Origin of the sequence: Paramicrobacterium humi (assembly GCF_900105715.1) — a bacterium.
Taxonomy (GTDB): Bacteria; Actinomycetota; Actinomycetes; order Actinomycetales; family Microbacteriaceae; genus Paramicrobacterium; species Paramicrobacterium humi.
On the sequence record NZ_FNRY01000001.1, the window covers coordinates 1,027,964 to 1,041,636 of the forward strand.

The following is a 13,673-nucleotide window of genomic DNA, read 5'->3' on the forward strand; positions in this document are numbered from 1 at the left end:
CGCATGCATTTGTCTGTCACCGGGAGCTCCGCCCGCGCACACGGTTCGATTCGCGTTCCGAACTCGAAATACCATGCCCACCGCGCCCTCATCCTCGCCTCCCTCGCGCCGGGTGTCAGCCGCATCCACGGGTTGAGCAACGCGCGCCACGTTCGCTACACCGTCACGATGCTGCGCAGCCTCGGCACCCGCATCGAGGTGGACGGCGACACGTTCGTCGTGCACGGCGGCCGCTACCACCCGCGGCGCGACTGGGTCACGGCCGGCAGCTCGGGCACGACGCTCTACTTCATGGTCGGGCTCTCGGCCCTCGCCGATCGCGACCTGATCGTGACAGGCCAGAAGTACTTTCAGCGCCGGCCCATCGCGCCGCTGCTGCGTGCGCTGCGCGACATGGGCGTCGACGCCTCGTCGCCGACGGACTGCCCGCCCGTGACGGTGCGCTCCGGGCGGCCGAGCGGCGGCGAAGTGCACATCTCCGGCACCCTCTCGCAGTGGGTGTCGGCGCTGCTTCTCGTCGCCCCCTTCGCCACGGCACACACGACGGTCGTCATCGACGGCGAGTTCAACGAACGGCACTACATCGACCTGACGGTCCGGATGATGGCCAACTTCGGCCTGCATGTGGACGTCTCCGACGGCGGACGCCGCTACGACATTCCCCCGAACCAGAGCGCGCATCCCGCTGACCTGGAGATTCCGCCGGACATCGGCTCGGCCGCGTTCGGGTTCGCCGTCGCGGCGGTGCATCCCGCCGACGTGCTGCTCACCGGCATCCCGAGCGTGAATTCCGCTGACGTCGACCACCCCGAATGCGGGTTTCTCGACGTCGCACGCGAGATGGGCGTGCCCATGCAGTACGACGCGAACGCCGGAGGCGTGCGGGTGCGCCACGACGGCATCCGGCTGCGCGGCATCCAGCTCGACTGCCGTGACCTGCCGGATATGCTTCCCGTGCTCTCGGTCATGGCCGCGTTCGCGGACGGTGAGAGCGTCTTCCGCAACGTTCAGCACGTACGGCTCAAGGAGAGCGACCGCGTCGTCGCGATGCTGCAGCTCAACGACATGGGCGCGGATCTCGAGTTCGACGGCATGGACCTGCGCATTCATGGCGCGTGCCGCCTGCACGGCGCCCACCTGTCGTCGTTCAACGATCACCGCGTGCTCATGTCGCTCGCTGTCGCCGCGTCGGGCTCCGAGGGGCGCTCGACGCTCACCTTCCCGAACGCGTATCGCATCTCCTACCCGGAATTCCTCGACGCCATGGACACCATGCACGTGGACATGCAGGTGGAGAGCGGACCGGCAAAGCCCACTGCCCGCGCACGCCGCACCCGGCCCACCGGCGACGCCGAGATCGCGAGCCGCGTGACCGGTGCGGAATGGATCCGACGCTGGGCGCAGGAGAAGCCGCACGCGCTCGCGGTCGTGGACGCCGCTCCGACACGCACCGACACGCTGAGCTGGCTCGAGCTCGACCAGAAGGTCGATCGCGCCGCGAGCATGCTGCTCGACCTCGGCGTGGAGCACGGCGACCGGGTCGCTGTTCAGCTGCCCAATTGCCGCGAGTTCGTCATCATCGCCGCCGCGGCGATGCGCATCGGCGCCGTGATCTGCCCGATCATGCCGATCTTCCGACAGCGGGAGGTGGCGTTCGCCTTGCGGCGCTCGAAGGCGAAGGTGCTCGTCGTCGTCGACAACTTCCGCGGTCGGCAGCACGATCGCGAGACGGCGCAGATCCTCGATGACCCGGAGACCGGGCGCACGCTGAACCTCGAGCACGTCCTCGTGCTGCACGCGACCCCCGGCACCGCGCACATCCTGCCGCCGTGCAAGAACCGCGACGTGCGCTGGCACGTCTGGCACAACGCCATGGGCATGACGACGGTGGACCGGACGGCGATCGACGCGCGCTCCCCCGCTCCCGAAGACGCGGCACAACTGCTGTTCACGTCGGGCACCTCCGGCGAGCCCAAAGGCGTGCTTCACCGCCACGAGTCCCTCAGCCGCGCGGCCTGGATGGAGGTGGAGCATTTGCCGCTGTCGACGACGGACAGCATCTACGTGCCGTCGCCGCTCGCGCATCAGACGGGATTTCTCTACGGCATGTACTTGTCGTGGGTGCTCGGCGCCCCCGCGATCGTGCAAGCCGTGTGGGATCCGGCGCGCGCGGTCCAGGTCATGCAGGCGTGGGACGGCTCGTTCGTGCAGGCCGCGACACCGTTCCTCGTCGATCTCGTGCGCCAGGTCGAGTCGGGCACTCCGGCGCCGGCATCCCTCCGCATCTTCGTCGTCACGGGGGCCGCGGTGCCCCGGGCCCTCGCGGAGCGTGCCACACGCGTGCTCGGCGCCGCGATCTGCGGCGCGTTCGGCACCACCGAGACGGGGCTCGGCGCCCTCGCCGGCCCGTCCGATCCCGAGAGCAAGGCATGGGGAACCGACGGCAAAGCGCTGACAGGAGTGCAGCTGCGCATCGTCGACGACGCGGGAGGCGTCGTGCCCGCGGGAACCGAGGGCAACCTCGAGCTCACGAGCCCGACGGTGTTCGACGGCTATCTCGACCGCCCGGATCTGTCGGCCGAGGTGTTCGCGCCCGATGGCTGGTACCGCACGGGCGATCTCGCGACCCTCGACGGCGCGGGATTCCTGCGGGTGACCGGACGGCTCAAGGACGTCATCAACCGCGGTGGCGAGAAGGTGCCGGTGTCCGAGATCGAGCAGCTGCTGTACCGGCACCCGGCCATCGACGACGCGGCGATCGTGGCGATGCCCGATGAACGGCTCGGCGAGCGCGCGTGCGCCTTCGTCACGCTCACGAACGGGCAGCGTCTCTCGTTCACTCAGATGCAGCAGTTCCTGGACGAGCAGAACGTGTCCAAGCACTACTGGCCGGAGCGGCTCGAGATCATCGACGAGATCCCCCGCAACGCTGTCGGGAAGGTCCAGAAGTTCGTGCTCCGGGATCGCGCCGCCGCTCTGGCAGCCGCCACCGGAGAGGCCGCATCGAACACCCATGAGGAGAGCAGCAATGACTGATTTCGCCGTCGGAACCAGAACCGCGGGCATCGATGACGCTGAGTACGATGCGCTTCTGACGGAGGTGACCGACTGGGTCAGGGGGCCGGGTGAAGAGTGGTCCGAGCGCATCGAGGCCGCCGATGACGTTCCTCGAGAACTGTTCGACGAACTGCGCGATCGGGGCTACCTCAGTATGGCGGCCCCGGTCGACCTCGGCGGTCGCGGTGTGAGCTTCACGCAATGGATGGGGCTCATGGAGATCTTCTCTCGATCGCATGCCTCCATCCGCATGCTCGTACACGTCGTGAATGGAACGTGGCGCGCCATCCTCCCCTATGCGAGCGAGGAGCAGATCGAGAACTACGTCAAGCCGATGATCGCGGGGCGCACACTCGTCGCGTTCACGCTCACCGAGCCGGGCAACGGCTCGGGCGCGGACATCAGCTGCAGTGTTCGCCGTGAGGGCGACACCTATTACTTGAGCGGCCGCAAACACCTCATCACGTTCGGGGTCAAGTGCGACTACTGGCTGCTCTTCGCCCGCCTTGAGGGCACGACGGGCCCGGATGGGCTCGTTGCGTTGCTCGTCGACCGGAACGCGCCGGGCGCTCAGGTCGAGGACACGTCGAACACCATGGGCGTTCGCGGCACCGATCACGCGACCCTCAGGTTCGAGGAGACGCCGGTTCCCGTTGCCCAGCGGCTCGGCGACGAGGGGGAGGGACTGCGCATTGCGCTCGGCGGATTCCTGACTCCGAGCCGCATCTCCGTGGCGATGAGCTGCGTCGGGCTCGCCGAGCGTGCACAGGAGCTCGCCGTCGTGTACGCGCGGGAACGCGTCACATTCGGCAAGCCGATCGCCAAGCGGCAGGCCATCGCGTTCATGCTCGCCGAGAATGCGGCCGACATCCAAGCGGCCAAGCAGCTCACGTTGCATGCCGCGCGCGAGTGGGAAGCGGACTCTCCCGATGCGCCGACGCTGTCGTCGATGGCGAAGATGACCGCGGTCGACATGCTCACCCGGGTGACCGACAAGGCACTTCAAGTGCATGGCGGTGTCGGCTATTGGAAGACGTCGACGATTGAACGCGTCTACCGCGACGCCCGCGCCCAGCGCTTCGAAGAAGGAACGAACGAGATCCAAAAGACGATCGTCGCGCGCGCTGTTCTCGGCGATGCCGACGACTCAAAACGGAACGGAGCAGCGCAGTGACCGATTCTGGGGCCTCGAATCGTCCCGACCAACGCGAGGGCGAGCACGCCGGTCGCGTCGCACTGATCACCGGTTCCTCCCGCGGCATCGGGCGCACCCTGGCTCTTGATCTCGCGTCTCGGGGTGCCGCCGTCGTCGTCAATTATCGGAAGAACGCCGACCTGGCCGAGGAAGTCGTCGCCGAAGCGCAGCGCCGCGGAGGCAAGGGAATCGCGGTCCGCGCCGACATGGAGAGTCCCGAAGACATCTCTCGACTCTTCGACACGGTCGCCGAGGAGTACGGCCGACTCGACTACTTCGTCAACAATGCGGCGGCCGCCGCCTTCAAGCGCGTCCTCGACCTCAAGCCACACCACCTCGATCGCTCGTACGCCATGAATCTGCGCCCCTTCGTCTTGGGCGCGCAGGAGGCGATCAAGCTCATGGACGACGGAGGCCGAATCGTCGCGGTCTCGAGCTACGGCAGCATGCGTGGTTTCCCCACGTACGCCGCCCTCGGCTCGTACAAGGCCGCCGTCGAATCGTTCATCCGGTTCATGGCCGTCGAGTTCGCACCGTACGACGTCACTGTGAATGGGGTGAACGGCGGACTCATCGACTCCGACTCGCTGGAGTACTTCTACTCCATGCCCGGCATGGCGCCCATGCAGTCGGTCATCGACGCGATCCCCCTGGGACGGCCAGGATCCGTGCAGAACATGGCCGACGCCATCGAGTTCCTCCTCTCGTCGCGGGCGAGCTACATCACGGGACAGACAATCGTCGTCGATGGCGGGCTGACCGTCGCCGCTCCGCCCTACTGGCACGACACGACGGAGCCGTTGGGGCTGCCCGACCGTCCCACTCGAGGCTGACCCCGATGGCCGACCGTTATCCGGCGCTGCGCACTCCGATCATTCTGCGCAATCGCACGGAATCGGCGGCGGCCGGGCTCGAGCTTCCGCACCGACTGCTGATGGGGTCGATGCATCTCAATCGCGAGCACTCGTCGGCCCAGCTCACCGCGTTCTACACGGCTCGCGCACGTGGCGGTGCCGCGCTCATGATTACAGGCGGCGCCGCCGTCAGCCGTGAGGGCGCGGGCAACGCCGGCTACTTCCTCATCAACGAGCCCGAGCACCAGGAGCGCTGGCTGCCGGTCATCGACGCGGTTCACGCCGCGGGCGCCCGCATCGGCGTTCAGCTGTTCCACGCCGGCCGGTACGCCTTCGAGGACTCGTTCGGGCTGACTCCGGTTGCACCCTCCGCCGTCTACAGCCGGTTCTCCCGCACCACGCCGCGCGCGATGACGGAGGGAGACATCCAGCGGACGATCGCGGACTTCGCGGCCGGCGCCCGCGCGGCGGCGGCTCTCGGCTTCGATGCGATCGAGGTGATGGGCTCGGAGGGCTACCTGATCAACCAGTTCGCCTCCCCCGTGACGAATCAGCGCGATGACGCGTGGGGTGGGGATGCCGCGAGGCGGCGCGCCTTCGGCGTCGCCGTCATGCGAGCCGTGCTTGACGAATCGCACGGTCTTCCGGTCATCGCCCGCACGTCGGGCGCCGATCTCATTCCCGGCTCGTCCTCCGATGAGGAAGCCGACGAGCTCGCCGTCGAACTGGCGTCAGCGGGAGCCGCGGCCGTCAACGTCGGCATCGGCTGGCACGAGTCCCGCGTTCCGACCGTACAGTCGATGGTGCCGCACGCGGTGTGGGCGCGAGTGGCCGCGCGGGTCCGCACAGCCCTTCGAACCACGGGCCTCGACACGCCCGTCATCGCATCCAATCGCATCAACGCGGTGGATCAGGCGGAACGACTCATCACCGATGGGGCGTGCGACCTGGTGTCGATGTCGCGGCCCTTCTTGGCCGATCCGACCATCGTGGCGACATCGTTCGCCGGGGACGCCTCGAGCGTCAATCCCTGTATCGGGTGCAACGAGGCGTGCATCGATCGCAGCTTCGGCCGCGAGCCCATCTCCTGCACGGTGAACCCGCGGGCGGGCCGCGAGATCGAGTTCCCGATTGAGCCGACCCTCGCACCCCATCGCCGCACGGTCGCCGTCGTGGGCTCGGGACCCGCGGGCCTCGAAGCCGCGCGCGCCGCGGCAACGGCAGGTGCCGACGTGACCCTGTTCGAGGCCGACGAGCAACTCGGTGGCCAGTTTCTCATGGCGGGACGCGTTCCCGGCAAGGAGGATTTCCTGGGAACCGTCGCATATTTCGAACAGGAATTGCGACGGCTCGGCGTGCAGGTCGCGCTCGGCCACCGGGTCTCAGAAGCAGCCGAGCTTGAGGGCTTCGATCAGATCATCATCGCGACCGGCGTTCTACCCCGACAAGTCGCCATCCCGGGCATCGAGCAGACGGACCCCAGCGGACCGAACATCCTCGACTACGCACACGCGTTCGCTCATCCGGAAGAAGTGGGACCACGTGTGGCGATCGTCGGCGCTGGCGGAATCGGCGTGGATCTTGCACACTTCCTCGTGACGGCGTCCGAGGCCGGGTCAGACTCTGCCGAAATCCAGGCTCGTAACGAGCGCCACCGCTTCCTCGTGGAACACGGTCTCGCCGCCGGTTTCCCTCCGGCATCCGCTCGCGCCGTGACGATTATGCGCCGGAATGGGCCGATCGGCGCCGGGATGGGACTGACCACTCGCTGGGCGGCGGTCCAGGCGATCCGCGCAGCCGGTGTGGAGACTCTGACGGGAGTGGATTATCGCCGGATGGAGTCGTCAGGACTTCGCGTGGGGATCGACGGTGTCGAGAGGCTGGTCGAGGCCGATACGGTCGTTGTCGCGGCCGGTCAAGTGCCGCACACGATCCTGTCCGCTGAACTCTCGAATTTCGGGATTTCGCACACCGTGGTGGGTGGCGCCCGTGACGCGGCCGATCTCAATGCCGTCATCGCTTTTGAACAGGGTCTGCGCGCCGGCGACGCCGCCGCACGCTCGTGACGTCAAGGCAGCCGAATTCGGTGTTCCTCAGGCGTAGCTTTCGATCGAGAGCCAGAAATCGATCAGTGGCGATTGAGAGACACAGATGGATGGAGATTTTCCGCTTCGGGAAGCGACTCCCGCCGATGCAACCGCAATCGAGCGTCTCGACGACGCGAGCCTTGACGGAGGAGCCGTCCAGTTCCGTCTCATCGAGCACCTTCACGTCGAGCATGACGGCGACGGGCTTACCCGCTTCAATCGGCGTTGTCACGACGATCATCCATACGATCGGGTTCGTCCGGATGCTGGGCGCTCATGTGATGATGCTGCCTATGGGCGCTCTCGCGGCCGCGGTTGGTCTTCAACGCACGATGACGTTCACCCGCAGCCCGCTGCAGAAGTCGATGAGCTTCTGGCGACCGGTCGAAGCGTCCCCGAAGTTCCACTGGTATGACAGATCGAGATCGAAGGCGTCGCCAGCCAGGTCGCCGAAGAACGCGTAAGCGCCGTCTGAGTTGCACTGGCGGCTCATGTACGCCACACCATCGAAGCCGGCCTTGTGCGCAGCCTCGGCCCACAGCACGGTGCGGGAGTACTCTGCAGCGGGGGTCGAGGTGACCTGGTCAGCGATCACACCGAGACGACGCAGCCCGAGGCCGGCCAGCAGCGCCAGTCGCAGATCACGGGTCGTCGTCAGCCTGGACATGCGGTTGCCGGTGTACGCCGACTGCTGGAGCGCGCCTCCTCTCAGAGGGATATCGTGCAACAGGCTCTCTGCGATCGCCGCCTGTTCCGTGGCTGCGGCATACAACACAGGCACGACGGGGTTACCGAAGAAGGCGAAACGCGTGGCTGCACCGATGCCGGGATTGAACTCGTTGCCAGGGCGCGTCTTCTGGTGCACGCGGAATAGTTTCCCGCCTGCGGGGAGAGTCAGCGCTTGTGCATCGAAGGGCTCCGGCGGGTCGGGAACGACAGCTGCTACCACTGAACTCCCCAGGCCTGCTTGGCTACGTTCAAGACGAGATCCGGATCCCTGCTGATGTGATCTACTGGCCTGCTCTCATCCACGAAGTACGTCGTCGGAGCGCACAACCACATCACCACGTCTTCGGGTTCCCAGCTGCGCTCGTCGGCAATCTGCAGCAGCGGCTTCACGACAGGGAGTACCTGGCCTCGGGAGCGGTCGAACTGGAACCCCGGGTAGAGGTACTTGTTCAGCCTGCGGATGGCCAGCAGCTCGCCGCGGGCGCGCATATCGCGCGCGAGTGAACGTACAGCGGAACGGTTCGCGCTCGAGCCGAGTAGCCCCGCAACCTCCGCGCTCGTGAGCAGGCCGAACTCCGTTTCGATCTGCTTCTTGATGTTCTCCCCGGCCTGAATTGCGCGGGCAACCGCCGGGTCTACCGGTGCCGGCATCCGTGCCATTGCGTCGGACAGAGTGTCGATGGAGCTCTGCTCCCGTGCGATCTCAACGAGGCGCACGACCTCGCGGGTTGACAGGTCGATGCCAGCATCCTGACTCAGGGCTTCGCGGATTCGGCCGTACTCTGCGTCGTATTCGGGTGAAGGGTGCCTTTCAAGCGTAGCCATGATGACCTCCATTTCCTACGATCTATTCTATCGGAGGATTCGTGGCGGACAAGGGTCGACGTGCCTCAGGTGCTTTGAGCGGGAAGCTTGCACAGCGCAAGGCAAGATCCTGATTGGCCGCGAGACGTCATGTCAGGAATAAGCTCCGTAGCGCGTATCGGAGGCTGTCGTCGGTGTTGTTCAGCCCTACGCTGACGGCGAAGCGACGGAACAGCTGCCGTGCATCGTCTTTTGCTTTGGCGCTCACTTCCAAGAGCTACTCGGCGATGTCCAGATATTCGCCAGGATCGCCGTCGCTGTGGCCGAGGAGCGTCATCGCACTGATGCGGCCCATCTGGCGCCGTGCGGTCGAAGCGTTCGGGCAGGAGCACGTGGCGGCTGCCGATGCGGGTCAGCCGGTGTGGGGGCACGAACGCCGACCTGCTTTTTCACGAGGTACGACCGTTACCGCGGGAAGCCGCAACTAGACGTGCTACTGGGTGGAGCCTAGGGGAATCGAACCCCTGACCTCCTGCTTGCAAAGCATAGCGGCAGGACGCATATACCCTGATCAGGAGCAGTCTCAGAATCAGTCGAGGCGCACCGGAGGCGCACCGATAGCGGCTTCGCCAATTTTCGCCATGAGTGGGACGAGTCCCGCAAGCGCGAGACGTCCTTACTCATGCAGCCAAATCTAAGGTCTGGCGTAGCCCAATGACCGGGCGGACGAAAGCAGGATTGCTGCGCTTTCGGTGAACGCGACTGCCCGAAGCCTAGGCAGCTACGGTAGCGGATCCCCCTTCGACAGTGAATCGTCGGAGATCGCGCGGCCTCAGGGGGACCGTGGATTAAGCGGTGTGTCTGGGTTGGTCTGACCGAGAGGTAAGACAATGTCAGACACGTCTGTGGAAATCGAGGCTGCGGCTGAGTCCGCGGTGATGATTGATCTCGTAACCGGAGAGATTATTGATCAGCAGAAGATGGCTAAGCAACTGCTGGCTGGGGCCAAAGCGGAAGGAATCAGTCTTGTCGGTCCTGATCGGCTTTTGGACGGGTTAACGAAGACCATTCTGGAGACCGCGCTCGAGTCGGAGGCACACTTCTGCTACGCGAACTCAGTAGTTGCGTAGCCGATATTCAGCTGGAAAACTGGCGTGTGGAACAGCTTGTTAACCAACAAGAAGGGCGGAGGTATCCATTTCCAGCCCGCTATCAGGAAGTGGCCCATGACGGCAATACCACCTGACGATAGTCCGACACCTCCAACGACAAAACGGAATAGCTCGCTATCTCTGCGTCGCGCGATCGCAGTTTTGGATGCCCTAGCACGTATCGTAGAGCGCTGTGGACGTGGAGGTTCGCTCCAAGATCTCACTGAAGAGACCGGGCTTGCTCGCAGCACGCTGCACCGGCTTCTCGCGCCGCTTACCGAAGCCGGTCTGGTTGAACGTTCCGATGACAAGACTTATGGGATCGGTCCCTTCGCTGCGTATCTCGGAGGCCTTTACCTCGAGCAACTGGATCTGCGCGAGATCGTTCGACCGCACCTGCAAAAATTGAACGAGCTAACCGGCGAGACCGCGAACTTGCTATTGCGCACGGGCACCGAAGTCATCTACATAGACAAGATCGAAAGCCGCGCAGTTCTTCGTATGCATTCGCGTGTTGGTGGCCGTATGCCAATTTATTGCACGAGTGCTGGCAAGGCGTTATTGGCCCACCTGCCCGAAGATGTTTTGGAAGAAGTGGTTAATGCTGGCCTGCCGCGCCGCACGCCAACCACCATTGTTGATGCACATGAGCTTCGCCGAGAACTAGATAAAATTCGCGAATGCGGGTACGCGGTAGATGACGTCGAGAACGAACCAGGAATACGCTGCGTCGGTGCCGCTATCTTCGACCGAAATGGCCGTCCCACTGCCGCGATCAGCATCGCTGGACCAGACAACCGGGTTACTAGAGACGTTCTGCTGGAACTTGGCACGATTGTGTCTGGCGAAGCAGCGCTCATATCACAACGACTTAGCGCGAGCCCCTCGCTCCTTGAATGGACGAGCCAAATCAAACGGTGAGATTCTAGCGTTAGTTGAACCAAAACTCCGGTTGGGACGTCCGTCGATGGCTTGAAGCTCGGCGTCGTCACTGCACGCTAGGTGAAACGAGCGTTTTGATCAGTCGCAACTGCAACTAGAACTGTTAGGAGACGGGCCAAAGATGACCAACTCCTAAAGTTGTCTGAAAATTGCGCAGCCGCCCGGTTAATCTTCCGCGCGTCTTGTCTCCTGCTGGAGATAGTCCATCAAGGATCGGATCCCGAACTCCCAGCGGGGCAGCTGCTCCGCTGCCCCGACTTCGTTAATCAAAGCGCCCAAGTGCTCACTGCTGATGTTGACCTGGTCCCCGAGCCGGTGGGTGAAGCCCTCCCCCGGGGCACCTCGGTCCTGGACGGGGGCGAAAAGAGTTCCTGTATAAAGCGCGAAACCGTCGGGATACTGGTGGTGATCCCCGTGAGTCGCCGACAACAGTCGTTCAAAGCTACGACTGAGCCGCGCCACGTTATTCTCACCCACCAGCTCATAGCCGTCGGCAGCGCCGGTCACCCGAAGCTGGAGCCGTTCCTCGCGCGCGTCTTCCAGCGCGAAAGAGTCGTGAAAGAGTCGGATGAAAGGGCCGATGGCACTTGAGGCGTTGTTGTCCTTGGCCATGCCGAGTAGCAGAGCGCTGCGGCCTTCCACGTCCCGGAGGTTGACGTCATTGCCTAGCGTGCAACCACGCGCCTGCCCCCGGCTGTCCGCGATGAGCACCAGCTCGGGCTCGGGATTGTTCCAATCCGAGAAGGACGCCACGCCGATCCGAGCCCCGGTTCCCACCGAAGCAAGTACCGGTGCCTTGGTGAACACCTCCGGATCTGGCCCAAGACCCACCTCTAGATACTGCGACCACAGACCTTCCTTAAGGAGGACATGCTTGACTCGATCGGCCTCGACCGTGCCCGGCTCAATGTCCCCGATTTCGGCGCTGAGCACCGTAGTTAATGACTGTCGGATGCTGGCAGCACGAGTGGGATCCCCAGCGCAACGTTCCTCGATGACCCGCTCGATCATACTGTCCACGAAGGTCACTCCGCACGCTTTGACCACCTGCAGATCGACTGGCGTGAGCAGCTGCGAACGGTGCTGGTCCTCAGCAAAAGTCGCCGCTAACAGCTCACTCAACTGCCAGCGCGGGCTCCCAGTGACCGCCAGTAGGTCTGCTACTGGATCGGGTCGTTCCAGCAGTGCCGCGACAGTCGGGGCGACCGGGAACAGATCATAGACGTCTTCACCGTCGACCCTCACTGGGCGCGGTCCACCGGTCGCGGCGTCCCAGACACGCCCCACCAGCAGGGCAGCGGCTGCATCTGCTGGCAGCACCTGCGAGCTGGCGGGCGCGTTGCCGGTCCTTTGCCTGTTCACTTGGCCACCTTGGAGGCATGCTGCCACTCCCCGTCCACCCGCCGCATGATCCCCCAGGGGTTGTTCTCTTGCAGCGCCAGGGGCAGAGCCTCATCCGGGAAGCCCTGGTAGGAAACTGGCCGCAGAAACCGGCGTACCGCTGCGGTTCCCACCGAGGTGGTTCCTGCAGCAGTGGTGGCGGGGTAAGGCCCCCCGTGCTGCTGGGCGTAGGTAACGGTGACGCCGGTGGGCCAGGCGTTCCAGATTACTCGACCGGAGCGAGCTTGTAGTTCGCTGATCAACTCGGTGAGTTGCTCCCCCGGCTCAGCCTGAACGGTGGTGGTAAGTTGACCGTCCAATGTGGCAGCGACCTGCGTCAGCTGGGACTCGTCGTCGTACTGCACGATAATGCTGGCTGGGCCGAACATTTCCTCGGCCAGAATGTCGCGGTTTTCGAGTACCGCAGCGACCGATGTGGTCAACAAGGTAGGTGCCGGCGAGTCACCGTCGTCGCCTGCTACCAGGACTTCGACCTTGGGTCGGTGTCGCATCTCATCGCGCACCTTGCGGTATCCCCCTGCCAAGGCTGAGGTCAACATCTGCGCGGGTTGCACTGCGGCAACCGCCGCCTGCAGGATCCGCGAAGTAGCCATGTCAAGCTGAGGCACGAACAACAGTCCTGGTTTCGTGCAGAACTGCCCCATACCTAGGGTGTAAGAGCCGACGTATTCGCGCAGAATCTCTTCCTTGCGAGCCTGCCACGCCCGCTGGGTAACAAAGACCGGGTTGATGCTGGCCAGTTCGCCATAGAAGGGAATCGGCTCTGGCCGCGCAGCAGCGCGGTCGAGCAGCAGTCGTCCCACCTGGGTGGAACCGGTGAAGCCGATGGCCCGGACCAGCCGATGGGTTACCAGCTCCTCCCCTGCAGGGCGGCCGATGACAGTAGCGAACAGTCCACGCGGGGCGCCGGCCGCTTGCAGGGCCTGGATCACAATCTCGGCAGTTCGTTGCCCTAACTTCTCGTGGGCATCGTGAATCTTGTGCACGACGCCGCAGCCAGCAGCCAACCCTGAGACCGAATCCCCACCCATCACGCTGAAGGCGAAGGGGAAATTAGACGAGCCGAAAACTCCTACGACGCCCAATGGAAAGTTTACCCGCCGTAGATCCGGACGCGGCCCCATACCCCAACTGGGATCAACGTGATCGATGGTGGCATCCAGCGGCTCCCCGCGAAGTACCTCATCAGCAAATAATCGGATCTGGAAGACAGTACGGGCCAGCTCTCCGCGCAGGCGCCCCTCCGGCAGGTGCGTTTCCTCATGCGCTAGGGCAAGTAGTTCATCGCCCGCGCCTTCAAGCGCGGTTGCAATGGCTTCCAACCAGTTCGCCCGGGTTCGCGGTGCGACGTCGCGCGCCGCCGCGAATGCCTCGTGTGCGGTTCGGACTATCCGATCAAGCTGCTCGATTGTGGTCGACATCGATCCTCGCCTTCACTGTTTTCTGGTGCTGT

General features: G+C 64.5%; 10 protein-coding genes and 1 pseudogene. 6 read left to right on the forward strand and 5 right to left on the reverse strand.

What is annotated here, in order from left to right; translation table 11 throughout:
• Positions 1-3 precede the first annotated feature (3 nt).
• Genes aroA through BLV49_RS05255 form a run of 4 tightly spaced genes read left to right on the forward strand, consistent with a single transcriptional unit; the run spans position 4 to position 7,172 of the window.
• On the forward strand, positions 4-3,036 hold the full coding sequence (gene aroA, locus BLV49_RS05240) for a 3-phosphoshikimate 1-carboxyvinyltransferase (RefSeq protein WP_091180870.1): 3,033 nt from the start codon (positions 4-6) through the stop codon (positions 3,034-3,036).
• Positions 3,029-4,231 carry an acyl-CoA dehydrogenase family protein gene (locus tag BLV49_RS05245; protein ID WP_091180872.1) on the forward strand — a complete coding sequence of 401 codons (1,203 nt, stop codon included), beginning with the start codon at positions 3,029-3,031 and terminating at the stop codon, positions 4,229-4,231. The genes aroA and BLV49_RS05245 overlap by 8 nt, the downstream gene beginning before the upstream one ends.
• Positions 4,228-5,085 (forward strand): SDR family oxidoreductase, encoded by an 858-nt coding sequence (locus BLV49_RS05250; RefSeq protein ID WP_091180875.1) that lies wholly within the window; start codon positions 4,228-4,230, stop codon positions 5,083-5,085. Before BLV49_RS05245 ends, BLV49_RS05250 begins: the two co-directional genes overlap by 4 nt.
• Positions 5,086-5,090: 5 nt before the next feature.
• Positions 5,091-7,172 (forward strand): oxidoreductase, encoded by a 2,082-nt coding sequence (locus BLV49_RS05255; RefSeq protein WP_091180881.1) that lies wholly within the window; start codon positions 5,091-5,093, stop codon positions 7,170-7,172.
• Here BLV49_RS05255 and BLV49_RS05260 read toward each other — a convergent pair.
• The 3 genes from BLV49_RS05260 to BLV49_RS05270 form a co-directional block, all read right to left on the reverse strand.
• On the reverse strand, positions 7,120-7,434 hold the full coding sequence (locus tag BLV49_RS05260) for a hypothetical protein (RefSeq protein ID WP_091180885.1): 315 nt from the start codon (positions 7,432-7,434) through the stop codon (positions 7,120-7,122). The genes BLV49_RS05255 and BLV49_RS05260 overlap by 53 nt on opposite strands.
• Positions 7,435-7,515: 81 nt before the next feature.
• A complete protein-coding gene (locus BLV49_RS05265) occupies positions 7,516-8,058 on the reverse strand; it encodes an RES family NAD+ phosphorylase (RefSeq protein ID WP_176980720.1) in 543 nt (180 codons plus the stop codon).
• A gap of 77 nt (positions 8,059-8,135) precedes the next feature.
• Complete coding sequence (locus tag BLV49_RS05270) at positions 8,136-8,747, reverse strand: hypothetical protein (RefSeq protein ID WP_176980721.1); 612 nt, start codon at positions 8,745-8,747, stop codon at positions 8,136-8,138.
• A gap of 917 nt (positions 8,748-9,664) precedes the next feature.
• Here BLV49_RS05270 and BLV49_RS05275 point away from each other — a divergent pair.
• Both BLV49_RS05275 and BLV49_RS05280 read left to right on the forward strand, forming a co-directional pair.
• Positions 9,665-9,820: pseudogene (locus BLV49_RS05275) on the forward strand (IS256 family transposase); the annotation flags it as partial.
• 132 nt (positions 9,821-9,952) lie between these two features.
• On the forward strand, positions 9,953-10,798 hold the full coding sequence (locus BLV49_RS05280) for an IclR family transcriptional regulator (RefSeq protein WP_091180899.1): 846 nt from the start codon (positions 9,953-9,955) through the stop codon (positions 10,796-10,798).
• A 186-nt stretch (positions 10,799-10,984) separates the two neighbouring features.
• Here BLV49_RS05280 and BLV49_RS05285 read toward each other — a convergent pair whose 3' ends face one another.
• The gene (locus BLV49_RS05285; RefSeq protein ID WP_091180902.1) at positions 10,985-12,181 is read right to left on the reverse strand and encodes a fumarylacetoacetate hydrolase family protein; all 1,197 of its coding nucleotides are present in this window, start codon (positions 12,179-12,181) and stop codon (positions 10,985-10,987) included.
• Entirely contained in the window at positions 12,178-13,641 is a 1,464-nt protein-coding gene (locus BLV49_RS05290; protein WP_091180906.1) for an aldehyde dehydrogenase (NADP(+)), read from the reverse strand. The genes BLV49_RS05285 and BLV49_RS05290 overlap by 4 nt, the downstream gene beginning before the upstream one ends.
• Between the last annotated feature and the right edge of the window lie 32 nt (positions 13,642-13,673).

Excerpts from the sequence above, each read along its gene's own strand:
- BLV49_RS05245 (WP_091180872.1), top strand. The coding sequence starts at position 3,029 with ATGACTGATTTCGCCGTCGGAACCAGAACCGCGGGCATCGATGACGCT.
- BLV49_RS05290 (WP_091180906.1), bottom strand. The coding sequence starts at position 13,641 with ATGTCGACCACAATCGAGCAGCTTGATCGGATAGTCCGAACCGCACAC.
- aroA (WP_091180870.1), top strand. The coding sequence starts at position 4 with ATGCATTTGTCTGTCACCGGGAGCTCCGCCCGCGCACACGGTTCGATT.
- BLV49_RS05270 (WP_176980721.1), bottom strand. The coding sequence starts at position 8,747 with ATGGCTACGCTTGAAAGGCACCCTTCACCCGAATACGACGCAGAGTAC.
- BLV49_RS05260 (WP_091180885.1), bottom strand. The coding sequence starts at position 7,434 with ATGATCGTCGTGACAACGCCGATTGAAGCGGGTAAGCCCGTCGCCGTC.
- BLV49_RS05255 (WP_091180881.1), top strand. The coding sequence starts at position 5,091 with ATGGCCGACCGTTATCCGGCGCTGCGCACTCCGATCATTCTGCGCAAT.
- BLV49_RS05280 (WP_091180899.1), top strand. The coding sequence starts at position 9,953 with ATGACGGCAATACCACCTGACGATAGTCCGACACCTCCAACGACAAAA.